The 25,901-nt window shown below is 69.0% G+C and carries 18 protein-coding genes; 13 read left to right on the top strand and 5 right to left on the bottom strand.

What is annotated here, in order from left to right; translation table 11 throughout:
- The first annotated feature begins 212 nt into the window (after positions 1–212).
- From ACZ5GH_RS21245 to ACZ5GH_RS21205, 9 genes are all read left to right on the top strand, one after another.
- On the top strand, positions 213–407 hold the full coding sequence (locus tag ACZ5GH_RS21245; RefSeq protein WP_464335018.1) for a hypothetical protein: 195 nt from the start codon (positions 213–215) through the stop codon (positions 405–407).
- A 174-nt stretch (positions 408–581) separates the two neighbouring features.
- A complete protein-coding gene (locus ACZ5GH_RS21240; protein ID WP_464335017.1) occupies positions 582–2,765 on the top strand; it encodes a radical SAM protein in 2,184 nt (727 codons plus the stop codon).
- Between the two features lie 38 nt (positions 2,766–2,803).
- On the top strand, positions 2,804–4,405 hold the full coding sequence (locus tag ACZ5GH_RS21235) for a B12-binding domain-containing radical SAM protein (protein WP_464335016.1): 1,602 nt from the start codon (positions 2,804–2,806) through the stop codon (positions 4,403–4,405).
- Positions 4,402–5,013: a hypothetical protein gene (locus ACZ5GH_RS21230; RefSeq protein ID WP_387749401.1), complete on the top strand. Its 612-nt coding sequence runs from the start codon at positions 4,402–4,404 to the stop codon at positions 5,011–5,013. Before ACZ5GH_RS21235 ends, ACZ5GH_RS21230 begins: the two co-directional genes overlap by 4 nt.
- Positions 5,014–5,018: 5 nt before the next feature.
- Complete coding sequence (locus tag ACZ5GH_RS21225) at positions 5,019–5,927, top strand: aldo/keto reductase (protein WP_387750565.1); 909 nt, start codon at positions 5,019–5,021, stop codon at positions 5,925–5,927.
- A 32-nt stretch (positions 5,928–5,959) separates the two neighbouring features.
- Positions 5,960–6,937 (top strand): phytanoyl-CoA dioxygenase family protein, encoded by a 978-nt coding sequence (locus ACZ5GH_RS21220; RefSeq protein WP_387749399.1) that lies wholly within the window; start codon positions 5,960–5,962, stop codon positions 6,935–6,937.
- 13 nt (positions 6,938–6,950) lie between these two features.
- The gene (locus tag ACZ5GH_RS21215; protein WP_387749396.1) at positions 6,951–8,237 is read left to right on the top strand and encodes an MDR family MFS transporter; all 1,287 of its coding nucleotides are present in this window, start codon (positions 6,951–6,953) and stop codon (positions 8,235–8,237) included.
- The gene (locus ACZ5GH_RS21210) at positions 8,231–9,406 is read left to right on the top strand and encodes a GNAT family N-acetyltransferase (RefSeq protein ID WP_464335015.1); all 1,176 of its coding nucleotides are present in this window, start codon (positions 8,231–8,233) and stop codon (positions 9,404–9,406) included. The genes ACZ5GH_RS21215 and ACZ5GH_RS21210 overlap by 7 nt, the downstream gene beginning before the upstream one ends.
- 310 nt (positions 9,407–9,716) lie before the next feature.
- Entirely contained in the window at positions 9,717–12,359 is a 2,643-nt protein-coding gene (locus ACZ5GH_RS21205; RefSeq protein WP_464335014.1) for a valine--tRNA ligase, read from the top strand.
- 249 nt (positions 12,360–12,608) lie between these two features.
- Here ACZ5GH_RS21205 and ACZ5GH_RS21200 read toward each other — a convergent pair whose 3' ends face one another.
- The gene (locus ACZ5GH_RS21200; protein WP_387749387.1) at positions 12,609–13,250 is read right to left on the bottom strand and encodes a pentapeptide repeat-containing protein; all 642 of its coding nucleotides are present in this window, start codon (positions 13,248–13,250) and stop codon (positions 12,609–12,611) included.
- Positions 13,251–13,356: 106 nt separating this feature from the next.
- Positions 13,357–13,752 (bottom strand): hypothetical protein, encoded by a 396-nt coding sequence (locus ACZ5GH_RS21195; protein WP_387749384.1) that lies wholly within the window; start codon positions 13,750–13,752, stop codon positions 13,357–13,359.
- Positions 13,753–14,746: 994 nt separating this feature from the next.
- Here ACZ5GH_RS21195 and ACZ5GH_RS21190 point away from each other — a divergent pair.
- A complete protein-coding gene (locus tag ACZ5GH_RS21190) occupies positions 14,747–16,285 on the top strand; it encodes a glycosyltransferase family 39 protein (RefSeq protein WP_464335013.1) in 1,539 nt (512 codons plus the stop codon).
- Positions 16,286–16,413: 128 nt separating this feature from the next.
- Here ACZ5GH_RS21190 and ACZ5GH_RS21185 read toward each other — a convergent pair whose 3' ends face one another.
- Positions 16,414–18,888 (bottom strand): D-alanyl-D-alanine carboxypeptidase family protein, encoded by a 2,475-nt coding sequence (locus ACZ5GH_RS21185; RefSeq protein ID WP_464335012.1) that lies wholly within the window; start codon positions 18,886–18,888, stop codon positions 16,414–16,416.
- Positions 18,889–19,185: 297 nt separating this feature from the next.
- On the opposite strand from ACZ5GH_RS21185, the gene ACZ5GH_RS21180 reads away from it, so the two are divergent.
- From ACZ5GH_RS21180 to ACZ5GH_RS21170, 3 genes are all read left to right on the top strand, one after another.
- A complete protein-coding gene (locus tag ACZ5GH_RS21180; RefSeq protein ID WP_387749377.1) occupies positions 19,186–19,926 on the top strand; it encodes a GOLPH3/VPS74 family protein in 741 nt (246 codons plus the stop codon).
- Positions 19,927–20,575: 649 nt separating this feature from the next.
- Positions 20,576–21,439, top strand: a complete 864-nt coding sequence (locus ACZ5GH_RS21175; RefSeq protein WP_387749374.1) for a helix-turn-helix domain-containing protein — start codon at positions 20,576–20,578, stop codon at positions 21,437–21,439.
- Positions 21,436–21,651, top strand: a complete 216-nt coding sequence (locus tag ACZ5GH_RS21170; RefSeq protein ID WP_387749371.1) for a DUF397 domain-containing protein — start codon at positions 21,436–21,438, stop codon at positions 21,649–21,651. Before ACZ5GH_RS21175 ends, ACZ5GH_RS21170 begins: the two co-directional genes overlap by 4 nt.
- A gap of 142 nt (positions 21,652–21,793) precedes the next feature.
- Here ACZ5GH_RS21170 and ACZ5GH_RS21165 read toward each other — a convergent pair whose 3' ends face one another.
- Entirely contained in the window at positions 21,794–22,909 is a 1,116-nt protein-coding gene (locus tag ACZ5GH_RS21165) for an ADP-ribosylglycohydrolase family protein (RefSeq protein ID WP_387749368.1), read from the bottom strand.
- 247 nt (positions 22,910–23,156) lie between these two features.
- On the bottom strand, positions 23,157–25,745 hold the full coding sequence (locus ACZ5GH_RS21160; RefSeq protein WP_464335011.1) for a bifunctional FO biosynthesis protein CofGH: 2,589 nt from the start codon (positions 25,743–25,745) through the stop codon (positions 23,157–23,159).
- Between the last annotated feature and the right edge of the window lie 156 nt (positions 25,746–25,901).

Below are 25,901 nucleotides of genomic sequence, written 5' to 3'. Positions count from 1 at the left end.
CTCAATTCACATTGCACCGAAACGGATAAAACGCGCACAATGGTGCGCACTCAATCGAACCGACCTATATGAATTAATGGGTTCCGCGGCCGCAGTTCATCGACTAGCGTGAAGCACACGGCTCCTGCGCTCGTATGTCGATCGCCCGCGGTCGCATATCGATCGCTTGCCGGTTCCCATTGAGGTTCATCGGTAAACGCAGGGAGGATCAAATGTCTCCGACTCTTGCACTCGCAGAGACCAAGCTCGACATTCCGGTCGAGCAGCTCATGGAGGCCCTGAGCGACGAGGCCGCGGCTGACGCGCTCCTCGTCCAGATGGGCTGGACTCGTGCGGACCTGACCGAGCGTGCCGAGGCGCTCGCCCGGTCGCTTTCCGCCGAGATCTCCACGCTCAACGTCGTCTGAAGAGGACTTTAGCCCTCACTTCAGGCCTATGGGGGCGCCCGGCCGGGCGCCCCCATAGCGTATCAAACCGCTGAAGCTGGAATGGCTCGCATTTTGCGAACCATGCTCTGTGCTCCTGACGCACCGCCCACCCTCGGCCCTAGCGGTAGCTATTGCTATCCCGGAGTTCATATCATGACGACCCTGGACGCCGCACCTTCCGTCGCACTCCCCAGCGCACGGACCGCCTTCCACATGTACTGTACTGCGATTCTAGAGGCGATTTCCGGAGTTGCGGAGTTACAGGCCAACGATGGCTCCAAGATCACTCCAACCGCATATCGTCTGCGCTGCCGCGAACATGAGACGGCGACCGGTATCGGGATCGGTGACAACGTCCCGCTCCAATGGGCCGAGATGGCTCCAGACGGCGGCCTCATAACGGCAACGCTCTCGGCGCTGCTGGATCTCACCATCCCGGAGAACGACAACATTCCGCTGTTCGAGGCCGAGTGGCAGTCGAAGACCGACCCGGCACGGGGCAACTGGCAGTGCGTGCCGGACGGCTCCGGAGACTACGTCTTCTCGTACCCGATCCCACCGGTCGAGACGGACTTGGACGGGACCGACTACCTTCTCCTGCTCCTCGATGCCGTCCTCGACGAACTCGACCTGCTGCAAGACGGCCAAGTCGTGTACCCAGCGGCGGTCAAGACGGGGCAGACGGCCCGCCCCCTTCCGTTGCGTCCGGTGAACGAGCCGCATCCGCTCGCCGAGCGGACCGAAAACACCCGCGCCACCATCCGTCGGCAGCCCCTGTTCTCGGTCTCCCAGACCGAGCCCACTATTCCGGTGCTCGCCCGCCACTGGGGCCTGCTCGCCAATCTTCTGGATGTTCGCAAGAAGGAGCAGGGCACGGCTCTCGCAGGATTTCGCCTGCGCCGCACTGCCGACTGGGTAGTCCCCTCGCACGGGCACCCCTCTGAGGTCTACGAACACCTGGCGCGCATATGCAACGTTGCGTGCACTTTCTGCTACCTCTTTGGAAACCCCGAGACGCTGGCTATTGCGCGAGCGAAGAAGAGTATTGCCCGCGACGAGTTGGATACGCGGCTCGCGTACTACCAGCCGAAGAAGCGGCAGGCCTTGTTCTCCGCCCAATGGGAACTCAACGAGTTCCTGGTCGATCCGCGCCTTCCCGAGGTCATGCGAACGGTTCGAGAGAGAACTGATCGCCCGTTCTTCTTCACCACCAACGGGAATCCACTCACGCCCCAGATCGTCGAGCAGCTGGCCGGCCTCAAGCCCGTTCATTTCGTGGTGTCGACGAACACCGTTGACGAGCCGCTGCGGCAGGAGGTGATGAAGGAGAAGGCCGCGCGCACCTGGACGGCACTGAACTGCCTTCAGGAATTGCGCAAGCACGAGATTCCCTTCGGAGTGAGCATGGTAGCCACTCCGGACTTCCCGCTCGACGACCTCACCCGAACAATCGAGACGGTTGCAGAGCTCGACCCCACCTTCATCCGAGTGAACGAGCCCGGGTTCACTCGCGATCACCCCTTCCCCATGGACTTCGACACGGACGTCCTATGGGGCAGCGTGATCGAGTGGGTGCAAAAGACCCGCGAACAGACCAACATTCCGATCATCGCGATCCCCAGCGCCTACGAAGAAAACTTCTTCTACGAGGATCCGATGGCGGCCCGAATCATCGGGGCCATCCCCGGCTCCCCTGCAGCCGAGGCCGGCCTGCGGCCTGGTGATGTGGTCGAACGCGTGGGCTTCCTGACGCCGGCTACTCGTTCAGAGCTCGTCAGTGCCCTTCTCTTGGTCAAGGGGAAGGTCAAGATGCAGATCCGACGCGGCGGGCACCTGGTCGATCTCATCCTCGATACAACGCTGCCGGCACGCTACCCCTTCACCGGCGCCTACATCGGCAAGTACTTGGTTCCCCACGGAGTCGTCACAGCCCCTTCGATCAGTGCCCACGATGCGACGGGAATCGCTGCCGCAATCGAGGACGCCGGCGCGCGGCACAGCTGGCTCGTCACGTCCTCACTGATGCTGCCGGCTGCCCGCTGCTTCATCGAGCGATACCTCCCGGATCACGCGGACGGGATCGACTTCGTCATCGCGACCAACGAGTACCTCGGCGGCAACATCCGTGTGATGGACATGTGCACGGTCGGCGACATCGATTCATCCCTACGCCGCCAGGTGGAGGCCACCGGGCGCAAGCCCGATCTCATCCTCCTTCCAGCCACCGGCTTCAACGCCCATGGCCGGGACCTGGTCGGCCGCCACTGGGGTGACCTCGAACGCACCTGGAACATCCCCGTGCGCCTGCTCGGCCACACGACCCAGTTCGTCTTCTGATGGGTACCCGTACTGTTCTCGTCCGCCCACCGGTTGACGTGCTGCACAAGTTCAGCAAGCCGGTGGAGTGTCTCGGAATCGCCTACTGCGCTGGAGCCCTGCGTCATCACGGCTTCGAGGTCGCGATGCTCGACGGCATGCTCCACGACTGGACGGAAGAGGAAACCGCCCGGCGGATCCTTGAGCTGCGGCCGGACGTGGTCGGGATCACCGTCGTCCTCAACCACTTCCCGGACAGCACCGCGCGCCTCTGCGCGCTGCTCCGCGAGAGCGGCTACCAGGGCAAGATCGTGATCGGCGGCCACGCCGTGTCCTTCATCCCGGACCGAGTGCTCAACGGCACCCCGGTCGTGGATGCCGTGGTCTCCGGAGAAGGCGAAGGACCTCTCGTCGGCTACGTCCGGGCCGTGGCCGCCGGTGAGGACCCTCGTCTGGTCCCGGGCGTCTATGCACGGTGGGACGGCGAGGTCCGCTGGAAACCGGCACCCCGCGTCCGAAACCTGGACGCACTGGCGGCCCCGGCCCGAGATCTGACCCGGGAGGTCATCGATCTCGACGGCCTGGTCTGTGTCTCGACCAGTCGAGGCTGCTACGCCAGGTGTACCTTCTGCAGCATCCCGCGCTTCTACGGACTTGAGCGCGATCGCCCGCTTGCCAATGGCAGCTGGCTGGCCCGCTCGGTCAATCACACGACCGCCGAGATCGCGGATCTGCACGAGCGGTTCGGTCTCATCGAACTCCTCGTGGTCGACGATGAGTTCTTCGGCGGTTCCGAGGCCGGGCATGCCCGCGCCCGGATGATCGGGGAGCGACTGGAGGAGCTCGCACTCCCCGTGGAGTTCGCCATGTCCTGCCGGGCCGAGAACGTCGAGGAAGAGGTCCTCACCGCCTTGGCGCGGGGCGGGCTCCGGCATGTCTTCGTGGGCCTGGAGACCGGCGATGACGAGGCCCTGCGGCTGTACGGCAAGGGACACTCCGTCGAGCAGAACGCTCGGGCCGTGCGCATCATCAAGTCGCTGGGCCTGTCCTTCCAGCCCGGCTTCATGCTGTTCAACCACCGGGCGACGATCGCCGAGGTCCGCGCGAACCTCGATTTCCTCAAGGAGATCGGGGAACTCAAGCCGGTCACCATCAACAGCGCGGTCGATCCGCATTTCGGCACACCGCTGAACCGGGTGATCCAGCACGACGGGGCGCTGGAGGACGACGGCAACACGCTCTCCTCCGCATACCTCGACCCCAACGTCGCCCTGGCCAAGAAGGTCGCAGAGACAGTTGCGGCCCGATACGCCCCATACCAGGCGCTGATCGCCGGCCTGCAGTCGTCGGTCACCTTCGAATGGCGGCGCCGAGTCCCCGGACGCAAGCCCGAAGTGGCCAAGGCCATCGACCGGTTCGAGGAAATCTCCAACACGGCCTTCGCGCAGGTTGTGGAGAACGCTGTCGACAACCTCCTCGGGAAGGACGCTCCCGGATCGACCGAACTGCTCGATGACGTGACGCGCGAGCTCGCGCAGGTGGAATCCCGGCTCTCCCTTGCCAAGGCCCTGCTACTCAGCACGGTCGCGAAGGAAGAAGGAGGCGTCCGCTACTACACCCAGAACGATGTCATCGCGCGCAGGAAGGAGCTCCTGGTTTGAACCCGATCCTGGAGTTGCTCGCCGGAATCGACCCGCAGCACCCGCTTCTTGAGCAGATGGCCGAAGGGCTCAGGGCCGAGGCGGAGTGGCGACGCGGCGCGCTCGAACTCGTCGAGTCGCTGAGCGACGACGAACTGGTCGCACTCAACCACCAGACCACCCCTCCCGACGTCGACCCTCGGCTCCTCGCGGTGGCGGAACGCGAAGGGGTGGGTGTCGTCCGGATCAACCTGTTCAGTCGTGAGGCTTTCCTCAGGTTCTGGCGAGCCGGCTCACTCAGCCCGCACTACCACCGCCGTTCCTTCGCGACCCGGCTTCTGAACGGCTCCTACCATCACCTCCGGTTCGACAACGATGGGACGCTCGACGCTCCGAAGTTGACCCCACGCACCCAGGAAGTCCTCAAGGAGGGCGACGGTTATGCGCTGGACTGGCGTGACTACCACTTCGTGATGTTCCCGGCCGACGCCACCTGCACCCTGACTATTCACACACCGCCCGCGATCCCGCCTAGGGGAGAGTTTCCTCGCCAGACCCGGGATGAGGTACTTCGGCTTCGCGTCGACGTCCTCGCCTCACTGACCGCCACGGCCGGCTCTTCGACGTGAGCACCATGAACGCTGCGGACCGTTTCGTACTGGGCACCTGGGGGCTCTCCGGAGCCGGCACAGCCCCCAGCGCATCCGCCTACGGTCCGGTGAGCGCGCATTCGGCGGCGGAGACCTTCGACCGCGCGTGGGAGATGGGATTGAGGATCGTCGATACGGCCCCGGCATACGGCGGCGGCGAAGGGCTCCGCCGACTGGCCCACTGGCAGCGCTCACGTGGGCTGAACTGGCAGGTGGCCGCCAAGCCCGGACGCCCTCGGGTGGACGGTCGACCTGTCAGCAGGATCGATCCTGCCGCTCTGTTGGAGGAGATCACCGCCGGAGCGGACCTGGTGGGGTCACCGGCGTTCGTCCTGATCAAGGACCCTGATCCAGAGTCGTACCAGGACGGGCGGTTGGCACAGGCCCTCGACGCCCTCGAATGGCACCTGCCGCAGACCACGGTCGGTGTGGCCAGCCATCTCCCGGAAGCACTAGCCGGGCTTTCCTGCGGCACCAATGCACGGGTGGCGCAGATCGAGCTGAATGCCGTCAACCGCCATGTGTCGGTGCCCGCGGCACGGCGGCTCGCGAAGTCCGGCTGGGAGGTGTGGGCGATGCAACCCCTTGCCTACGGGTTCCTGGCCCGCCCAGACCGTCGCCCGCAGTCAGAGGACGACTGGCGCGGCCAGATACCCGAACACGTACAGGCGGGGCTTTGTCTCGCGGCCCGGACCTTCGCCGAGGCCGTCGGGGCTGACGCGGGCCTCGAGGAACGTGCCGCCGCCGCCATTGCCTTCTGCCTCAGTGTCCCGGCGGTCTCCCGTGTGGTGATCGGCCCTAAGGGGCCGAAGCAACTCGAAGCGGCCGAGGCCGCCCTGACTCTGGTCGACGATGCGACGACGCTGTCCCGTCTGCACGCCTGGACCCCCTGACACCCGTCCGCATCGAACGATCGGAATCAATCATGGTTGACACCACACCCAAGCTGAGCATGGCCCAACTGGAAGCCTGGCGGGAGGATGGCTTCTTCCTGATCCCTGGTTTCCTCTCGGCGAACGAGCTCGACGCCGCCGGGGCAGAGCTGCCCCAGATCTACCCCACGGCCGAGGAGTTCGCCGCCGATACCGATCCGGCACGCAACGACCGGTACCGCATCACCCGTCAGGGCCGGGCCAACTCCTACTGGACCAACCCCCAGCTACTGTCCCAGCACGCCCTGCAGTTCGCCGGGCTGGTCGACTTCCCATGGACGGGACAGGCGCTCGACCGGCTGGTGGTGCATCCCGCGCTCGTGTCGGTCGCCGCCCAGCTCCTCGACAGCAACGATCTGCGGATCTACCAGGCACAGCTGTGGGCCAAATACACGGGCGCCACCAACTACGCCCAGCCTCTCCACCAGGACTATGCGACGCACACCATGCTGGTGCCGACCAAGTCCGCGCCCCCTCAGCAGGTCGAGATGTTCCTCTACCTGCACGACGTGCCGGAGGAGCTTGCACCGACCCGTCTGGTGCCACGCCGTCTGACCCGCGACAAGCCCCCGATTCCCTATCGTGTTTGGCCGGACACGGACCCCGAGCTCTACGAATCCGAAGTCGCCTTCCCGGGGCCAGCCGGAAGCCTGCTCGTCTACGCACCGGACGTGTGGCATCGGGCGGTCGATCTGACCGCGCCCGGCGGCGCACGGATCTGGATGAACGTCAGTTACAAGACCGCGAACACCGATTGGCTCGGACTCCAGTCATTCGTCCGAAATGGACTGGCCCGGCAGTGGCAGGAGTTCGTCGCCGGTTCGACTCCGGAGGAACTGGCTCTGTTCGGCTTCCCGTTGCCCGGCCACGAGGCCTACGACAAAGACGTTCTCGAAGGAATGGCACTCCGCTACCCTGGCCTGAATCTCGGCCCGTGGCACGCCGCATTGGCGTCAGACGCACATCGGTAAGAGGAACTTGAGCATGACGACTGGTGACAGCACGGCCCACGGCGGGCTGCAGCAGCCTCGGGGGATCAGCGGCCTGATCCGTGACCGGTTCGGCGGACTTCCGAGCTCGTTCACGATTCTGTGGGCCGGCACTCTGGTGAACCGCGCCGGAACCTTCGTCGCCCCGTTCCTGGTTTTGTATCTCACCCAGCACCGGCACGTATCCGGCTCGTACGTGACCCCCATCCTGATCGGATACGGCGTGGGCGTCCTGGCGAGCAGTCCCATCGGAGGACTGCTCGCCGACCGGCTGGGTCGCCGTCCGACCATGGTTTTCGGCTTGGCGTCCGCCGCCTCTTGCCAACTGATGCTGGCCGTGGCCGATTCGACAGCGGTCATCGCACTGTTGATCGTGTTCCTGGGACTCGCCAGCGATCTGTACCGCCCGGCCGCCAATGCCCTGGTGGCCGATGTGGTACCCGCAGACGACCGGCCGCGCGCCTACGGCCTACTCCACTGGGCAACCAACTTGGGAGTCCCGGTCGCCGCACTGGGCGCAGGCTGGTTCGCCTCGCACAACTGGACCGTCCTGTTCCTCGTGGATGCCGCCACCGCCCTGGTCTTCGCCGGCCTGGTTCTTTGGAAGGTCCCCGCCAACCCACCCACTCCTGATGAAGCCGGACAGGCTGCTCAGAACCCGGCCGAGCCGGTCAAACTGTGGCAGGACCGCGGACTCCTGGGTGCCTGTGCCATCAGTCTGGTGGCGTTCGCGATCTACTTCCAAAGCACCTATGCCGTGCCCCTTCAGGTCGTCAGCAGCGGACTGCGCTCCTTCGACTACGGGATCATGATGGCGACGAACGGCGTGCTGATCGCCGTGGTGCAGCCACTGCTCGGGCCGACACTGTCGAGGATCCCCCGCCAGTGGGGTCTTGGCGCGGGCCTGCTGCTGGTAGGCGGCGGGATCGCGCTGACCGGAGTCGCAACCAACCTGCCAGTGCTGCTGTTCTCCGTGGCAGTGTGGAGTCTTGGCGAAATCGCTCTGGCCGCACTGCTGCCTGCTGTCGTCGCCGAGTTGGCCCCTGCCGAAGCACGCGGGCGGTACATGGGGGCATTCGGCGCCAGCCTCGGCTTGGCTGGGGTGGTCGCTCCCCTCGGCGTCAGCTTGTTCGAGACGGAACCGTCTCTACTGTGGACAGTGTGTGTTGGGGCCGCTGTACTACTTGCAGTCGTACAGGGGCGCTTCTTCGGCGGAAACGCCGCTGTTGCCGCCGCCGACCACAACGGAAGCATCAACGTCCCGGGGAAAGAAGAATGTTGAACAGCCACCCCCGCATCTCCGACGTCGCCGAGGCCTGGCGGTCGCTCGATCCTCGACGTTCCCTCTTGAACGCCCCTGAATGGGTAGAGACGTCCGAGGACGACAGCCCCGACTCGGCCAGGTACGCGGTACACCATGATGCGGATGGCCAGCCCAATGCCAGCGTCGCAGTGTTCCGGGTCGACGGGAACATGTTCCGTAACTACGACCCGGTCGAGGTGTTGCTCGACTGCCCCGAGGATGCCCACGAGAACGTGGCCCCGGAGGAGGTGGCACGGCTCACCGCCCTGCAGGACGAAGCCTCCGCTCTGCTCCGGGATGCCATGCGCCCGGCTGCGGTCTGCATGCTCCCCGGCGCATACCTGCCCGGGATCATCCGGACCGCGACAGATGCGCAGACGATTCACGAACTACTCGACACACTCGACCGGGCAGCACAGGACTGGGGGGCACGATCCACCGCGGTCATGCACGTGCCGGCCGAGGACAGCCAGCTCGACCAGATCCTGCGCGAGCGCGGCTACGTGTCCAGCACGGTCACAGCCCAGTGCGTCATCCCCGTCCCCGGGAAGAGTTTCGAGGACTACCTCGCCACGTTCGGCCGCAAGCGGCGATACAAGATCCTGCGTGAACGCCGGGTCTTCGCCGAATCCGGGATCAAGACCCGCTGGGCGGGGCCGGAAGTCCTGGAGGACGAGGCGATGGTGGCAGAGATGGGCCGACTGCAGTCCGAGCAGTTGCGTCAGTACGGTCATGACATTCCCGCGGAACGCATGGTCGCCTTGCTCAGGCGGATCAAGGAACACCTCTCCCCGTGGTGCCGCGTCCTCGTGGCCGAGCGTGACGGCGTGATGGAGGCTTTCGTGCTCTCGTACGCGGACGCCGAATCGCTCTACCCGAAGATGGTGGGCTGGTCCGACTACGCACAGCGGAACTTCGCCTACTTCAACATGGTCTACTACGAGCAGGTCGCCTACGCGTCGGAGCAGGGACTCTCTCAGATCGTGGCTGGCCCGGAGACGTACGACGCGAAGGTGCACCGTGGTGGTGTGCTCCATCAGCGGCGGATGTACGTCCGTGCCATGGAGCAGGAGACCAGCGTCCTGGTTTCGCTGGCCGAAGCCCTCGACCGCGTTCACCAGGCCCGCCTGAACGCCTACGTCTCCTAGTCGCGCCCCCGAGGACACGAGCACGGCGATACGGGCCGCGCCCGTACGTTCGACGAGTGTCGAGAATCCGGGTACTTCCGCCAACACGTCTGCGCCAAAGTCGTATTGATGTGGCGCTACCCGACGCGAGGGCGAGTTTCGATCTCCGTAAACTGTCCGCGTGGCCGACTAGGCGACAGAGCCTCACGTGATCGACCGCTGGAGTCACGCTCTGGTGGTCGACCCGCCAGGCAGGCAGTAGTCAACAAGCGAGAGGAGGGAGGGGCACCTCTTCCTGGCCGGAAGGCCAGGTACTGAGCCCCGGATCCCGATGAACCACAGCTCCAGTGCCCGTGATCTGCCAACCCAGTACGCCCCGGCCGAGGTAGAAGCGAAGCTTTACGAGCACTGGGTAGCCGCGGGCTACTTCGAGGCGGACGTCGAGAGCGACAGGCCGCCCTACACGATCGTCCTCCCCCCGCCGAACGTCACCGGCTCCCTGCACCTGGGCCACGCATTCCAGCACACCCTCATGGACGTCCTCACTCGCCGCAAGCGCATGGAGGGCTACGAGACGCTGTGGCTGCCGGGAATGGACCACGCCGGCATCGCCACCCAGAACGTGGTCGAACGCGAGCTGGCCAAGGACGGCGTGAGCCGCCACGACCTCGGCCGCGAGGCGTTCATCGAGCGTGTGTGGCAGTGGAAGGAGGAATACGGCGGCAAGATCCTCGGCCAAATGCGCCGCCTCGGCGACGGAGTCGACTGGAGCCGCGAGCGCTTCACGATGGACGAGGGGCTTTCCAAAGCCGTCCAGACCATCTTCAAGAAGCTGTACGACGACGAGCTGATCTACCGCGCCGAGCGCATCATCAACTGGTGCCCGCGCTGTCTGACCGCGCTGTCCGACATCGAGGTCGACCACCAGGACGACGACGGCGAGCTGGTCTCCATCCGCTACGGCGAGGGCGAGAAGTCCATCGTGGTCGCCACCACCCGTGCTGAGACCTTGCTGGGTGACACCGCGGTCGCCGTCCACCCGGACGACGAACGCTACAAGCACCTGATCGGTACCGAGATCGAACTGCCGCTGACCGACCGGCGTATCCCGATCATCGCGGACGAACACGTCGATCCGGAGTTCGGTACGGGTGCCGTCAAGGTGACGCCCGCCCACGACCCCAACGACTTCGAGATCGGCAAGCGCCACGGCCTGCCGTCCATCACCGTGATGGACGAACGGGCGGTCATCACCGCACACGGGCCGTTCCAGGGGCTCGACCGGTACGAGGCCCGCCCGGCCGTGGTCGCGGCCCTGCGCGCGCAAGGCCGGCTCGTCGCCGAGAAGCGCCCCTACGTCCATTCCGTCGGCCACTGCTCACGGTGCAAGACCACGATCGAACCGCGGCTGTCGATGCAGTGGTGGGTCAGGGTCGGCCCCCTCGCGAAGGCCGCCGGCGACGCCGTCCGCGACGGCCGCGTCAAGATCGAGCCCAAGGAGATGGAGCCGCGCTACTTCGACTGGGTCGACAACCTGCACGACTGGTGCATCTCGCGCCAGCTGTGGTGGGGTCACCGAATCCCGGTCTGGTACGGCCCGGACGGCGAGGTCGTCTGCATCGGCCCGGACGAGCAGCCGCCCACCGGCGAGGGCTGGCACCAGGACACCGACGTCCTGGACACCTGGTTCTCCTCCGGCCTGTGGCCGTTCTCCACGCTCGGCTGGCCGGAGCAGACCGAGAACCTCGCGAAGTTCTACCCGACGGATGTACTGGTCACCGGGTACGACATCCTCTTCTTCTGGGTCGTGCGGATGATGATGTTCGGCCTCTACGCGATGGACGGAACGCCACCTTTCCACACCGTGACGCTCACCGGTCTGGTCCGCGACCAGTTCGGGAAGAAGATGTCGAAGTCCTCAGGCAACGTCGTTGACCCACTGGACTGGATGGACACGTACGGCACCGACGCGGTCCGCTTCACCTTGGCCCGCGGCGTCAACCCTGGTACCGACGTTCCGATCGGCGAGGACTGGGTCCAGGGCTCCAGGAACTTCTGCAACAAGCTGTGGAATGCTACCCGATTCGCGTTGATGAACGGTGCCACCGTGGTGCCCGGGTTCCCGGCCGGTACCGCAGGCACAGGTGGGCAGACGCTGAACACGGACTCGCTCTCAGCCACCGACCGCTGGATCCTCTCGCGGCTGAACGCCACCGTCGCCGAGGTGAACGCCCTCTACGACGAGCACCTGCTGGCAAAGGCCTCCGACGCCCTCTACCACTTCGCCTGGGACGAGGTATTCGACTGGTACGTCGAGTTGTCCAAGACGTCGCTGGCCCGTGGAGGCGAACAGGCGGAAGCGGTCCGCGCCGTCCTGGGCCACGTCCTCGACGTCACCCTCCGGCTGCTGCATCCGATCATGCCGTTCGTCACCGAGACACTGTGGACCACATTGACCGGCGGCGAATCGCTGGTGATCGCCGAGTGGCCCAAGCCCGACGCCGCCTGGCGCGACCCAGCTGCAGAAGCAGAGATCAGCGCGCTTCAGCAAGTGACCACCGAGATCCGCCGGTTCCGCGCCGACCAAGGGCTCAAGCCCGGCCAGAAGGTCCCGGCCCAGCTGAATCTGGCCGACAGCGCGGTCACTGGCCACGAGGACGCCATCCGGCAACTGACCCGCCTCACGCCTGCCGAGAGCGGCTTTATCTCCACTGCCTCCCTGTCAGTGGCTGGGGCGCACGTGCAGCTCGACCTCTCGGGCGTCATCGATGTGGACGCCGAACGCAAGCGCCTGACGAAGGACCTGGCAACGGCCGAGAAGGAGAAGGAGCAAGCACAGGCAAAGCTGTCTAACCAGGCCTTCCTGGCCAAGGCTCCTGATGAGGTAGTAAAGAAGATCAACACCCGCCTGGTGGCTGCTCAGGAGGACATCGCGCGCCTCACTTCTCAGCTCGCTGCGTTGCCCCAGAAGTGACCTAACACCCGAACACGGGCCCCGGCCGCCGCAGGGCTACATATCGGCCCCCGACGGGAAGGCACCGCAACGAGAATTCGAATGGGGGGCGGTCGTGAACCGCCCCCCATTTGCCCTTGACCATCCTTGCGAACACACACGCCACGACAGCGAACTCGCAGGCGTTCAGTCATGGGGCGGGATGAAACACGGTCCTTGGCGCAGTCGGCCACAACGTTCTCCGGTACCTCATCACAAACATGCGACTTCTCACCCGAGAGCAACCGAGAGGGAGTGATCTTGGCCGCCGGATCCACCGATCTCGAACTCCCCTGGCCCAACCTGCGTCGACCGACTCCGGATTTCCTGGTACAAATCCGCAGGCCACTCGGTCTTCCCAGACCACAAGATCCCAACCAGGTTGGCACTAACCAGGATGGCTCGGGTCAAGTCTGCTCCGCGCAGGTCAGCGCCACCCAGGTTGGAGCCACTCAGATCAGTGCCGCGCATCCTCGCACCATTCAGGCTGGCGCCGGCCAGATTCGCGCCGGTCAGGTTGGCGCCGCTCAACTTGGCGTTGGTCAGATCAGCGGAGCTCAACCTGGCGCCCTGCAGGACAGCACCGCTGAGCCTGGCCCGAACCAATCGAGCCCCCGCCAAGTTGGCAGCAGTCAGATCAGCGACCGCCAGGTTCGCGCCAGTTAGGTCGGCATCGACCAAGTTGACACCGGCTAGGTCAGTATTGAGCAGGTCGGCGCCGCGCAGGCTGGTGCCGTGCAAACTGACGCGACGCCGCTTAGTGACCACCGGGCCAGCGTTACTCACGTCGGCCCGATTCAAATCCTGGGGCCGCGATCCACCCTTCCAATTCATCGACTGATCCACCGTGAAGACCGGGTGAACCCTGGTCATAAGAGCCCAGAGACCCCCTCTCCGAAGAGGCGTCTGTGGCACAGAAGGCCCTGCGAAAACCGGGTGGGACCGGGTGAGGAGCATCCAGAGCTGGGTGAGAGCGGACTCAGCTGGCATCCTGAACAGCTCCTTCCTGCTTGAGCTGCGAGGGAAAGACGGTGTTCTGCTCCTGCAAGAAGTCAGCCGCTGGCTCGATCGATCGGCCTGGCGCTGCTTGCGTCTGGAGCGCTTCGAGGATCTTGGGAGCAGCTATTCCGGCAAGAATCGCGCCGAAGCCTCCGGAGACTTGGCCGGACTCTCCAAGTGCAACGGCCACTCCGACTCCCAGCAACATCCGAAGAAGAGCCGCTAGGGAATACAGGCCTAGTGAAGCCGCGTTTCGCCCCTTCCACGGCAGCTTCCTGCGCTCTTTCAAGCTCGCCTGGAAGTCTGCGACCTCCACCAGCGCGGCCCCGAGAGCCCCCCATAGGCCGGCCTGCCACCACTGCACCAGCGCCTCCATTTGAGCTGCCCCAGTCTCACCTCCAGGGTTCCACGAAGGCTCAGCCTTCGTGGCGACATCGGCGGATCTCGCGGCGCGAACCCGGGCGAAGGCGGACGTGGTTCGAGTCACTCAAGACGCAACTCCCCCGGCGGGAGCCACCCGTCCAGATATCCCGACACGAGCGTGACAACACCTGGGGGGTAGATCGAGCGGCGGTTGCGCATCAACGCTTCAGTGCTCCACCAGACATGCTGCGAGTCGACGGGTCCACCCGTGGGCTGTACAGGCTCATGTAGCCGCAAGATGATCACCGACATGGAGGTTCGGCGCTCACGCTCCCACGTCCCCGCCGGCCCCGGCCATGACCGGCCCTGCATATCGCCCACGCGGTAGCCGGCTTCGCCGAACATCCTCGCTATGAAATCGCGAACGGGATCGACTTTGGCGAACCCGCACTCCAGAGACAATTCGGGCGGCATCCACCCTCGACAGCAGCCACCGCAGAGGAACAGCCGTCTCGCGCCATCCAAGATCAACAGCATCGCTCGACGCTCCAGTCGAGCTCCCGGGATCCACACACATCCAGCGATCCCCGCTGCTACTCAAGCAGCAACGGTCCAGCACTGGCTACCACCCGAAAGGGCCCATGCCCGACACAGTCACTGAAGATCGAAAGCAGGTGCCAGGCCTCACTTCGAGCGGCTCGCGCCTGTCACCTGCAGAGCTGGCCTGACCTGCACCTCTGCAACCGCAGCGTTGGCAAATCGCCCCCCTGGCGTTGTCGCGGGAGCCAGGCCACATCACCTGAGCTGGGGCGACTGGATTTCGGAGACATCCCACTGAGGCGCGGCCCGGGTGCTCCCAGGCCGTTCACAGCGTACCGGATCGGGCGCGGGGCGCGGGGTGACGGAGGGGGGCACGGGCGGCCGACGGGGTGTCAGGGCGGGTCAAGTAGCCTGCCGGGCAGGGTGGGATCCGCCCCGGCACGCCGCGCTAAGGAGACGAAGGCCCGATGAGACCTGCTGTGCACCCGGTGGGCCGGTTGTTGGGGCAGGTCTGGGTGTGGCCCGCGGCGGTCATGCTGGCGGTGGGCGGGTACCGGCTGGGGACGCCGGACCTGTGGCGGGACGAGATCGCGACGTGGACGGTGGCCACCCGCTCGCCGGGCGACCTGCTGCGGCTGCTCCAGCACGTCGACGCCAGCAACGGCGCGTACTACCTGCTGATGCACGGCTGGACGGCGGTGTTCGGCGACTCGGCGGTCTCGCTGCGAATACCCTCCGTGCTGGCGATGGCCGGGGCGGCGGCGCTGGTGGCGCTCACCGCCCAGCGGCTGTTCGCCGGCCGGGTGGCGGCGGTCAGCGCCGGCCTGCTGCTCGCGGTGCCGCCGGAGATCTCCCGCTACGCCCAGGAGGCGCGCTCCTACGCGCTGGTGACCTGTGCGATCGCGGCGGCCTCGTACTTCCTGCTGCGGGCGCTGGAGCGGCCGACCTGGCGGCGCTGGGCGCCGTACTGCGTGGCCATGGCGCTGGCCGGTGCCGGGCACCTGGTCTCCTTCAGCACGGTCGCCGGGCAGGTGGCGCTCCTGGCGCTGCACCTGTGGCGCACCCGTCCGGCGGCGGACCGGCGGCTGCTGTGGCAGTACCCGCTGGCGGTCGCGGTGGCGGTGCTGCCGGGGCTGCCGGTGGTGCTGCTGGGCAGCCGGCAGTCGGACCGGCAGCTGGGCTGGATACCGACCCCCTCGATGCGCGGTCTCGCCTACTTCGGCGAGCGGCTGTTCGGCTCGGAAGCCGTCTTCTACGCCTTCCTCCCGCTGGCGCTGCTGGCGCTGGCGCTGCCCGGCCGGCGGATCCAGGCCTGGCAGGCGCTGCTGCTGGCGGAGCTGCCGGTGGTGGGCGTCTGGCTGGTGTCCCGGCTGAGCGACACCTCGTACTTCCTCGGCCGGTACCTGCTGTTCACGGTGCCCGCCTGGGCGGTGCTGGCCGGTGGCGGAGCCGGGGCGGTGTACGGCGCGGTGGCGGCCCTGGCCCGGCGACGCGGCCGGGCGACCCGAGGGGCCGTCGCGGCGGCCGGGCTGCTGGCCGTCGGACTGCTCGCGGCACCGGCCGTGGCGGCGCTGCCGGAGCAGCGCGCGGTGCGGTACACGGGCTCGCACAACGGCTCGGAGGAGCCGTTCAAGGCGGTGGCCCGGGAGATCTCGGCCGGCTACCGCGCCGGGGACGGGCTGGCGGCCCCGCTGGGCGACCAGTCCTGGGCGATGGCCTGGCCCGGCGTCGGCTACTACCTGCCCTCGGACGTGCGCCCCTTTCCGGTCTTCGTCGCGCGGAGCGCCGACGACGCCGAGGAGCTCTCGCCGACCGCCTGCCCGCGGCCGGAGGACTGCCTGGGCGGGGCGTCCCGGGTCTGGCTGGTGGTCCTCGGCGACACCGCGGACCCGCTGGGCACGATGCCGACGGACCAGGCGCAGGCGCTCCGCACCCGGTACGGCGCCCCGGACCGGGTGACGCCGCTCGGCGGGCTCACCCTCGCGCTGCTCGACCGGGACGTCTAGGGCCGGCGGAAACGGAGGAAGGGGAGCCGGTGCGGACCGGCTCCCCTTCCTCCTGTGCTCGACGGCTCGGCGCGTCAGCGCCTCCACGCCTCAGTGCCTGAGCGGTTCAGCGCCTCCGCCTCAGCGGCTCACAGCGTGCGCAGCAGTCGGGACTGGATGGACGGCGGGTTCAGGTCCGACTGGAGCGCCACCGGGACCTCCAGCTTGTCCGCGCCCGCGCCCACCCGCAGTACGCCGATCTCCTTGCCGGCCTGCTCGGTGTGGCCGATCTTCGAGGTGTCCAGGGTGATCGTGCCGGCGACGCCTGGGAAGCCCGCCACCACCAGGTCCTTGGTCGCGACGAGCGGGACCTTGCCGCCGAGCCCGTCCTCGACCGAGCCGACGACGTCGCCCTTCTTCACCACGGTCTGGCCGGTCACGCCGTTCTGCGCGGCCTGGATCTGCTTGCCGCTGACCTTCAGCACGGTCGGCAGGATGCCGTCGCCCGGGTTGGGCGAGGTGGCCTGCTGGCCCAGGGTGACGCCGAGGATCAGCCGCTTCACGCCGCCGATCTCCTTGTACGCGGCCCACATCAGGCAGCCGCCGGCCGGGGTGCTGGAACCGGTCTTGACGCCGATGACGCCGGTCTTCGGGTTGATCAGGCTGTTGGTGTTGGGGATCTTCACGTTGTTGAAGTTGGTCTCCGAGGTGGAGACGATCTGCCGGAAGATCTCGTCCTGCATGACCTGCTCGGCCAGCTTCAGCTGGTCCTTGGCGGTGGACTTGGTCTCCTGGTTGAAGCCCGCCGGGTCGGCGTAGATGGTGTTGGCCATGCCGAACTTGGACGCGGTGTCGTTCATCGCCTTGACGAACGCGTCCTCGGAGCCGGAGTGGTAGCGGGCGAGCAGCCGGGCCACGTTGTTGGCCGAGGGCAGCATCAGCAGCTCCAGCGCCTGGTACTCGGTGAGCACCTGGCCCTCGGTGAGCGTCACCCGGGACTCGTCGGCGTTGCCGGACTCCTGCGCGGCCTGCTTGTCGACGATGATCTTCGGGCCGCTCTCCCCCTTCTTCAGGGGGAACTTCTGGAGGATCAGGTAGGCGTTCATCACCTTGGTGACGCTGGCGATCGAGGCCGGCGTCTCCGGGCCCGAGCTGCCGAGGCTGCCGACGCCGACCACCTCGGCCGCGGACTGGCCCTTGGCCGGCCAGGCGAGGTCGAGCGCGTCACCGGAGAAGCTGTAGCTGCCGACGGCGGTCATCTTCGCCTTGGGGTCCGGCAGCGGGCGCAGCAGCTGGGCCACCGCGAGCGCGCCGAGCACCACGGCGAAGAAGACCGTCCAGATGGTCACGCGCTTGAACGCGCGCTGCAGCGGCGAGACCGGGCGGGCGTTGAGGGAGGCCAGGACCTCCATCGCCTCGGCGGTGGTCTCCGGCGACGGCAGCGGCTCGGGGGCGGGCAGCGGCTCGGGCTTGGGCAGCGGCGGGACCGGCGGCACCGGCCGCGGGTCGGGCTCCGGCAGCGGCTTCGGGCCGGGTACGGGGGCGGGGGCCGGCTTCGGCAGCGGCGCCGGACCGGGGGCCGGCTCGGACTTCGGCTCCGGCGCGGCGCCGGCCGGGCGGGCGCTGCCGGCGGAGGCCGCGGAGGAGCCGGAGGCGCGCAGCGGCGCGGGCTTCTCCAGCTTCTCGGCCTGACCCGACGGCTGACCGGGCTGCCCGTTCCTGGTCAGTGCGAGGGTCACGGCGCCCCTGGCGGGTGCGTCGTCGGCGCCGGTGTCGTCGGCGCCCCCGGTGTCCTCCGGGTGGTCCCCGGCTCGGGCGTCCTCGGCGTCCTCGGTGTCCTCGGCGTCATTGGCGTCATTGGTCGGGCCGGCCGCATCGGTCGGGCCGGCCTTGCCGGTCGGCTCGGGCTCCGAGGTCTTCTCGGACTTCTCGCCCTGCTCCGCCTTCTCGCCCTGGTGCGCCTTGTCGGCCCTGGCAGCCTTGTCGGCCGCGTCGTCGGCCGGCTTCCCGGCAGGTGCGGCCGCGCCCTCGGCGCCGGTCTCCCCGGACGGCTCCGCCGCCGCCTCCCCGGCTTCCGCCCCGGCCTTCTCCCCGGTCTGTTCACCGGCCTTGTCCGCCACCGCGGCGTCCGTCCGCATGACGAGACGCGGGTCGGCGGCGACCGGACGCCCGACGGGCTCGGTCACCTCCGCCGCCTCCGGCGAGGACTCCTTCTTCCCGTCCCCACCTTCGGAACTCCCGTTGCCGGCACCCTTCAGCAGCTCGTCGGGCAGCCGCAGCGCGGTGGTCTTGTTGTCCACCGGCAGCCGCAGCATCGTCGTCCGGCTGTCCACATCCCGGACACGGAGCTGCACGGTCGAGCCGCCCTTGGGCGCCGCCCCCGAAGCGTCGGCGGACGCCTTCGGAGCCGCCTCGTCGGAGGTCTCCGCAGGGCTGTCCGAGGAGGCGTCGGAGGTGGTCCCGGCGGTCGCCCCGGCGGCCGCGGTTGACGAACCGTCGGCCTCCGAGCCGGAGCCGTCCTCGGTCGGCCCGGCGGCCCCGGCCGCCGCACCGGTCCGTTCGCGCTCGCGGTCCCGCTGCCGCTCGTCGCCGTCCCTCAGCACCCTGTCGGGGGACTCGCCCACGTATCCCAGCCTCCTCAACGCCCCGCGGGGCACCGGCGAACCCGATTTCGGGAAGCCGACGCCCCGCCCGTGTACCTGTACAGTCTCCGCCACCGGCGGCCGTTCCGGCCGCGCACACCCCGCCCGACCGGCGCTTATTGTCGTCGCCCGGTCGCGCCGCGGTCTGTTCACCGGTCAGACGCGAGGCCCGCCGCCGCCGGTTCCGCGCCTTCACCGCAAGGTCACGATTCGGAGGCGTACTCGACAAGCCCGTGTGAGAGGCGTCACCCTGTCTCTCATCCACGCGGGGAGGCTTGGATGGGCAAGAGCCGCAGAACTGTTCCCGAGGAACTCTTGCTGCTCGCTTTGGACCCGACCACGGGTACCACGGCGCAGCCGCAGACCCTCGACCTCGGACTCGCCGGGGCGCAGCTCGTCGAGCTGTCCCTGGCCGGACGGATCGTACCGGAGGGAGACCGGATCGCCGTCGTGCTCGCACGACCGACCGGTGACCCGACCCTTGACCACGCACTGGAACTGCTGCGCCGACGCGGCAGTCCGGTCCGCGCGGCGCACTGGATCGGCGGGCCCCGGCTGGGGCTGCGGCAGACCTACCTGGCGCACCTGGAACGCTGCGGCATGGTCACGGCCGTGCCGGGCCAGGTGTGCGGGGTGCTGCCGACGACCCGGTACCAGGCGTCCGACGACTGCACCAACGCCGCGATCAAGCAGCGGCTGGACACCGCGATCCGCACCGGTGTCCCGCCGGACCCGCGGACGGCCGCGCTCGCGGCGCTCGCCCACTCGGTCGGGCTGGGCAAGCACCTGTACCCGGGCAACGAGGGCCGTTCCTCGCGGTCGAGGCTGCGCGACCTGATCCGGTACGACCCGCTGGGCGGGATGGTCGCGCACGCCGTGATGGACGTGCAGAACGGCCTGCCGGCACAGCAGAACCGTTCTTCCCAGGGTTCCGGGGCCGCCGTCGGCCGCCCCGGCGCCCGTACGGCGAGCCGGGGTTCGGGTGGGCGGGTCCCCGCCTCCCGGGTCGGCGTCCGCTGACCCGGGAGACCGGGAGAATCGCGGAGGCCTCCGGGAGCGCGGAGGCCTTCGAGACGGAGGCCTCCGGGAGCGCGGAGGCGGGGAGGACCGCCCCGGCCGGGGCGGTCCGCACGGCCCGGCGGGCAGCCACCACGGCGCCCGACACCACCGGCCGCGCACCCGGCGGCGCACGCCGCCCCGCTCGCACCGCCCGCGGACGCTGAGCGACCCGACGCACGACCGGTGGTACCGGTGCCGGGAACACCGCCGGCACCACCGCTCCGGACGCGCCGCCGGCACCACCGGCAGCACCACCAGCACCGAGGGGCGGTCGCCCCGCGACGCGAGTCGCCCGGCGACCGCCCCTTCGCCGTCCCCGGACGCCCGGCAACCGCCCGCCCCCGCACGTGCCGGGGCAGGTGCGGACCGGTCCGGGGGCGGCTTCCGCAGTACCTGTCCGAGTCACCGAGCCGCATTACCACCTGGGAACTTTCGCTGTCTCGCGGAAGCACTTTTCCGATGATCTGTTCTACCGCGCTGCTGTGAATCCCCGGCGCCGAGCTGGCCCAAGGTGACATGCTGCTCCAAGTCAGGGGGGTTGGTCCCAATGTCCGAAGTGTTCCGAGGACTGCAGTTCCAACGAGCACCAGAGGTCCGGCCGGAGGTCGAAGTGTCCGCCAACGTCAATCCCACCGTGCGCCGCCGACGCCTGGGTTCGGAGCTGCGCAAGCTCCGCGAGGGCCTGGGTATGACGGCCGAGGAGGTCGCCGGCCGGCTGATGGTCTCCCAGTCGAAGATCAGCCGGCTGGAGAACGGCCGCCGCAGCATCAGCCAGCGCGACGTGCGCGACCTCTGCGACGTCTACAAGGTGCCCGACGACCAGCTGCGCGCCAGCCTGATGGAGATGGCCAAGGAGTCCCGCCAGCGCGGCTGGTGGCACGACTTCAACGACATGCCGACCCCGTACAGCGTCTACATCGGGCTGGAGGCCGAGGCCTCCTCGATCCGCGCGTACGAGTCCTCCTTCGTCCCCGGTCTGCTGCAGACCGAGCACTACGCCCAGGCCGTGGTCGAGGGCACCCAGCCGGACACCGACGCGGTCGCCGTGCAGCGCCGGGTGCAGGTCCGGATGAAGCGCCAGGAGCGCATCCACGGCGAGAACCAGCTGGGCAGCCTGTGGACCGTCATAGACGAGGCGGTGCTGCGCCGCGAGGTCGGCAGCAAGGCCGTGATGGCCCAGCAGCTGCGGCAGATGCTGGAGCTCAGCCAGCGCCCGAACATCACCATCCAGGTGATCCCGTTCTCGCACGGTGCCCATCCCGGCATGACCGGGACATTCTCGCTGCTGGAGTTCCCCGAGTCAGCCGATTCCACGGTTGTCTACTTCGAAGGTGTGACGAGCGATCTCTACCTGGAGAAGGAGGCGGACGTGCGCCGCTATACCGGTCTGTACGACTACCTGAGGGCGGCCGCGCTCGGTGTCGCGGAGAGCCGGTCGCTGATAGCAGACATCGAGAAGGAATTCCACGAATGATCACCCCGTCCGAGTACGGAACCCGTTGGCGCAAGAGCAGTCACAGCGGCGGCCAAGGCGCCTGTGTGGAGATAGCCGCCCCAGGCGCGGGGGAGGTCGCCGTCCGGGACTCCAAGGACCCCCGCGGACCCCAGCTGCGCTTCTCGACCGAGGCCTGGAACGCCTTCGCCTCGGCCGCGGCGGGCGGCGCCTTCGGCGAGCTCCCCGGCTGACCGGCCCACCCGGTTCCGTACCCGGACCAGTTGCCCGTAGCGGTGTCCGTCGCCCCCCGGCGGCGGCCGGCGCTACGGGCAACTCCCTTTCCGGGCCCTCCGGATCAGCTCCGAGAGCTCCGAGGGCGCCGAGGGCCCCGGATCAGCCCGTCACCGGGTAGCGGGCGGCCCAGTTGACGCCCTCCGCGGTCCGCCGGTCGTGCAGTTCGGGGCCGTGCACCAGCTCCAGCACGAAGTCGTCGGCGAGTTCGAGGATCGCCCCGCGCCCTTCGAGCCCGGCCAGCAGGCCCGGCGGCAGCGCGGTGTCCCCGTGCAGCGCCCCGAGCAGGTTGCCGCAGATCGCGCCGGTGGAGTCGCTGTCCCCGGAGTGGTTGACGGCGAGCAGCAGGCCCGAGCGCACGTCGTGCGCGACCAGGGCGCAGTAGACCCCGATCGCCAGCGCCTCCTCGGCCACCCAGCCCTCCCCCAGCGCCTCGACCCGGTCCGCGGACGGCTCGCCGGCCCGCACCGCGTCCAGGGCGGCCCGCAGCGCCGCGGTGGTCTCCTCGTGCGCCGGCCGCTCGGAGAGCAGGGCGAGCGCGAGGTGGACGCCCTCCTCCAGGGTGCCGCCGCGGGCGACGGACTGGACGATCACCGCGAACGCGCCCGCCGCGAGGTAGCCGGTGGGGTGGCCGTGGGTGAGCACCGAGCACTCCACCGCGAGCTGGAACACCAGGCCCGGCTCCCAGGTGGTGAGCAGCCCGAAGGGCGCCGCCCGCACCACCGTGCCGCAGGCCTTGGAGTGCGGGTTCTTGGGGGCCTCCAGGGTGCCGAGCCGCTCGGCGTCGGCCCCGCCGAGGCCGGACAGGCAGCCCTGCCCGGGGGCGCGCTGGGCGTACAGCCACTCCTCGCGGCCGAGCCAGCCGAGGTCGGGGCGGCGCTCGTCCGGGCCCCAGTCGCGCTGGGTGGCGGCCCAGCGCAGGTAGGCCAGGTGCAGGTCGGTGGGCGGGTGCCAGCTGCCGGTGTCCCGGCGGATGTGGGCGCGGATCAGCCCGTCGACGGTGAACAGGCTGAGCTGGGTGTCGTCGGTGACGGCGCCGGTGCGCCCGTACGCGGGGACGTAGCCGGTGACGCCCTGGGGGCCGTGCTGGGCCCGGATCTTCTCCAGCGACTCGAACTCGACGCCGGCACCGAGCGCGTCGCCGATGGCACCGCCGAGCAGACAGCCCCGCACCCGGCTGCGGTAGTCCTGCTGCTGGGCGCGTGACCACAGTGGCATCACGACGGGGCGCCTTTCCTCGGGTGTGGGGGCCGCGCGACGCTCGGCCGGGCGCGCGCCCTCGCACTGTATTCGAAGAGCCGATCGAATCGGCCCCGTCCCCCGAGTTCGGCGCCCCTCCCGCCCCCGGGGGTCGGGCGCCTCCGTCCCGTCCTCCGGAGTTCGGCGCCCCCGTCCCGGTCCCCGTGAATACGCCTCCGTCCCGGCCCCCGTACGGACGGCGGCCGGGACGGGGACGCCCCGGGTCTCAGTCCAGCACCGGCAGCAGCTCCGGCAGGTGTCCGTCCGAGGCCAGCGCCGCCGCCCGCCGCTCGGCCGGCACCTCGCCGTAGGTGGTGGTGCGCTGGCGGTGCGGCCGGCCCGCCGCCTCGGCGATCGCCTGGAGGTCGCGCACCGACTTGTAACTCCCGTACGCCGAGCCGGCCATCCGCGAGATGGTCTCCTCCATCAGTGTGCCGCCGAGGTCGTTGGCGCCCGAGCGGAGCATCTCGGCCGCGCCCTCGGCACCCAGCTTGACCCAGCTGGTCTGGATGTTGGGGATGTGCGGGTGCAGCAGCAGCCGGGCCATCGCGACCACCGCGCGGTTGTCCCGGGCGGTCGGACCGGGCCGGGCGATGCCGGCCAGGTAGACCGGGGCGTTGGTGTGGATGAACGGCAGCGTGACGAACTCGGTGAAGCCGCCCGTGCGTTGCTGGATCCCGGCGAGCAGCCGCAGGTGGCCCAGCCAGTGCTTCGGGGTGTCCACGTGCCCGTACATCATCGTGGACGAGGAGCGGATGCCCAGCTCGTGCGCGGTGGTCACCACCTCGACCCAGGTCGCGGCCGGCAGCTTGCCCTTGGTGAGCACCCAGCGGACCTCGTCGTCCAGGATCTCGGCGGCGGTGCCCGGGATGGTGTCCAGGCCCGACTCCTTGGCCCGCTGCAGCCAGTCCCGGATCGACAGCCCGGTGCGGGTCGCCCCGTTGACCACCTCCATCGGCGAGAAGGCGTGCACGTGGATGCCGGGCACCCGCTCCTTCACCGCGCGGGCGATGTCGAAGTAGGCGGTGCCGGGCAGGTCCGGGTGGATGCCGCCCTGCATGCAGACCTCGGTGGCGCCCACCTCCCAGGCCTGCGCGGCCCGGTCGGCGACCTGCTCCAGGGAGAGGGTGTAGGCGTCGGCGTCGGTGCGGCGCTGGGCGAAGGCGCAGAAGCGGCAGCCGGTGTAGCAGACGTTGGTGAAGTTGATGTTCCGGGTGACGCAGTAGGTGACGTCGTCCCCGACCGCGTCCCGGCGGACGTCGTCGGCGATCCGGCACAGCGCGTCCAGGGCCGGGCCGTCCGCGTGGAAGAGGGCCAGCGCCTGGTCGTCGGTCAGCCCCGCCGGGTCGTCGGCGGCCACCGCCAGGGCCTCCCGGAGGTCCCCGGCCAGCCGCTCGGGGGCGCCCTTGGCGAGCACCTGCTCGCGCAGCACCTCCCAGTCTCCGTACACGTCCTCGAAGTCGGCCCGGCGGTCGCCGGTGCGGCCCTCGGTGTCGACGGCGGTGTGCAGGTCGGTGCGCCCGTACGACTCCGGCAGGTTTTCGGGCTCCTGCCAGGGCAGGCCGCGGACCACCGCGTCCGGGTTCGCCAGGCCGGTGGCCGGGTCGGCCAGCGCGCGGACGTGCGGCAGCACCCGCGGGTCCAGCCAGGGCTCGCCGCGGCGCACGTACTCGGGGTAGACGGCGAGGCGTTCGCGCAGTTCGAAGCCGGCCGCGGCGGAGCGCTCGGCCAGCCGCTCGATCTGCGGCCAGGGGCGCTCGGGGTTGACGTGGTCCGGGGTGAGCGGGGAGACCCCGCCCCAGTCGTCGATGCCGGCCGCGATCAGCCGCTCGTACTCGCCGTCCACCAGGTTCGGCGGGGCCTGGAGGCAGGCGGCCGGGCCCATCAGATGCCGGGCCACCGCCACCGTGGCCACCAGCTCGTCCAGTTCGGCGTCCGGCATGCCGCGCATCGCGGTGTCCGGCTTGGCCCGGAAGTTCTGCAGGATCAGTTCCTGGACGCCGTGGTAGGCGCGGGAGACCCTGCGCAGCGCGAACAGCGACTCGGCGCGCTCCTGGTAGGTCTCGCCGATGCCGATCAGCAGGCCGCTGGTGAACGGGACGGAGCTGCGCCCGGCGTCCTCCAGCACCCGCAGCCGGACGGCCGGCTCCTTGTCCGGGGAGCCGAAGTGCGGGCCGCCGGGCTCGCTCCACAGCCGGGTGGCGGTGGTCTCCAGCATCATGCCCATCGAGGCGGAGACCGGCTTGAGCCGCTGGAAGTCCGTCCAGCTCAGCACCCCGGGGTTGAGGTGCGGCAGCAGGCCGGTCTCCTCCAGGATGCGGATCGACATGGCGCGCACGTAGGCGATGGTGTCGTCGTAGCCGTGCGCGTCGAGCCACTCGCGGGCCTCGGGCCAGCGGTCCTCGGGCTTGTCGCCGAGCGTGATCAGGGCTTCCTTGCAGCCGAGTTCGGCGCCCCGGCGGGCCACCTCCAGCACCTCGTCCGGGGACATGTACATCCCGTGCCCCTCCCGGCGCAGCTTGCCGGGGACGGTGGCGAAGGTGCAGTAGTGGCACTTGTCGCGGCAGAGCCGGGTGAGCGGGATGAAGACGCTCTTGGAGTAGGTGATGACGCCGGGTCGGCCGGCCGCTTCGAGGCCCGCGTCCCGGACCCGGGCGGCACCGGCACAGAGGTCCAGCAGGTCCTCGCCTCTGGCCTGGAGCAGCACCGCGGCCTCGGTGACGTCGAGGGCGACGCCGTCCCGGGCTCGGCGCAGGGCGCGGCGCATCGCGTTGGCGGTCGGCGGGGTGCTGGCGTCCGTGGCGGTTCCGTCCATGGCGCGACCCTACGCCAGCGGAGGGGCCCGCGGAGGGGCCGACCCTGAGACCGTCTCAGGGTCGGCGTACCCAAGAAGGCCACCCGATCTGCCCCCACAGGGCGATGACGGCGGCGGCGCGGCGGCCTCTAATGGAGGGGCAAGGCCAATCGGACG

The organism is Kitasatospora sp. Xyl93, from assembly GCF_055383135.1.
The sequence above is the reverse complement of the archived record's forward strand: the minus strand, read 5'-3'. Positions and strand labels throughout refer to the sequence as shown.

Coding starts and splice junctions, on each gene's coding strand:
- ACZ5GH_RS21245 (WP_464335018.1), top strand. CDS start 213: ATGTCTCCGACTCTTGCACTCGCAGAGACCAAGCTCGACATTCCGGTC.
- ACZ5GH_RS21240 (WP_464335017.1), top strand. CDS start 582: ATGACGACCCTGGACGCCGCACCTTCCGTCGCACTCCCCAGCGCACGG.
- ACZ5GH_RS21225 (WP_387750565.1), top strand. CDS start 5,019: ATGAACGCTGCGGACCGTTTCGTACTGGGCACCTGGGGGCTCTCCGGA.
- ACZ5GH_RS21220 (WP_387749399.1), top strand. CDS start 5,960: ATGGTTGACACCACACCCAAGCTGAGCATGGCCCAACTGGAAGCCTGG.
- ACZ5GH_RS21215 (WP_387749396.1), top strand. CDS start 6,951: ATGACGACTGGTGACAGCACGGCCCACGGCGGGCTGCAGCAGCCTCGG.
- ACZ5GH_RS21210 (WP_464335015.1), top strand. CDS start 8,231: ATGTTGAACAGCCACCCCCGCATCTCCGACGTCGCCGAGGCCTGGCGG.
- ACZ5GH_RS21205 (WP_464335014.1), top strand. CDS start 9,717: ATGAACCACAGCTCCAGTGCCCGTGATCTGCCAACCCAGTACGCCCCG.
- ACZ5GH_RS21200 (WP_387749387.1), bottom strand. CDS start 13,250: ATGACCAGGGTTCACCCGGTCTTCACGGTGGATCAGTCGATGAATTGG.
- ACZ5GH_RS21195 (WP_387749384.1), bottom strand. CDS start 13,752: ATGGAGGCGCTGGTGCAGTGGTGGCAGGCCGGCCTATGGGGGGCTCTC.
- ACZ5GH_RS21190 (WP_464335013.1), top strand. CDS start 14,747: ATGAGACCTGCTGTGCACCCGGTGGGCCGGTTGTTGGGGCAGGTCTGG.
- ACZ5GH_RS21180 (WP_387749377.1), top strand. CDS start 19,186: ATGGGCAAGAGCCGCAGAACTGTTCCCGAGGAACTCTTGCTGCTCGCT.
- ACZ5GH_RS21170 (WP_387749371.1), top strand. CDS start 21,436: ATGATCACCCCGTCCGAGTACGGAACCCGTTGGCGCAAGAGCAGTCAC.
- ACZ5GH_RS21165 (WP_387749368.1), bottom strand. CDS start 22,909: ATGCCACTGTGGTCACGCGCCCAGCAGCAGGACTACCGCAGCCGGGTG.
- ACZ5GH_RS21160 (WP_464335011.1), bottom strand. CDS start 25,745: ATGGACGGAACCGCCACGGACGCCAGCACCCCGCCGACCGCCAACGCG.